The sequence below is a fragment of the Vibrio sp. 1288 genome, assembly GCF_033344475.1.
In genome coordinates, this window is sequence record NZ_JAWPOX010000301.1 from 1 (window position 1) to 843 (window position 843).

At 46.1% G+C, this 843-nt stretch carries 1 pseudogene; it reads left to right on the forward strand.

Annotation, left to right across the window (positions count from 1 at the left end):
• Positions 1-843 (forward strand): annotated as a pseudogene (locus tag R8O11_RS26380) (phosphate ABC transporter permease); the annotation flags it as partial.

An 843-nucleotide genomic window follows, 5' to 3' on the forward strand; every position in this document is an offset into this window, starting at 1 on the left:
CACAATGATGGTCGCGTTTCGCAATGGTTTGATACTTTGCAAAATGATAAGCGAACCTTAACTCATATTCGTGACTTCAAATTAGCGTCTGAACTTAAATACTTATTGCCGGATTCACACCGCAAAGGATTCTACAGTTTCTACACTAACGGTACGCTTCAGAGTCATTACACGACCAGTGAAAAACTGGTGTTGTTTAAGCGAGCTTATAAACAAGCGCCTGCGATGGCGGCAATGTCGAACAATGAACGCTATCTGATTACTTGGAATGATGACTCGTTAAAGGTGGCGGAGGTCGATAACTCTTACCCTGAAGTCTCGCTTTCTTTACTGTGGCAGAAAGTGTGGTACGAAGGCTATCCAGAGCCTGAATTTGTATGGCAATCTACATCGGCCAGCGATAACTTTGAAGCCAAATTTAGCTTGGTGCCGATTGCGTTCGGCACGATAAAAGCGGCTATGTTTGCGATGCTGTTTTCAGTGCCTTTGGCGGTGCTAGGCGCTATTTATACGGCGTATTTTATGTCGCCACGCATGCGTCGAGTGGTTAAGCCGTCCATTGAATTGATGGAAGCACTGCCGACCGTCATCATCGGTTTCCTTGCCGGGTTATGGTTTGCTCCGATAGTCGAAGACCATCTGATTACGGTCGTGGTGATGTTGTTTGTGTTGCCATTGAGCACCATGGTCATGGGGGGCTTGTGGGCTCTGATACCTCAATCTCTGCGTAATCGTCTACCTAATGGATGGCATGCGTTGGTTCTTATGCCAGTGATTTTACTGTTGATTGGTATCGGAGTTTGGATTTCTCCAAGTATTGAACAAACCTTCTTTGGTGGCGAC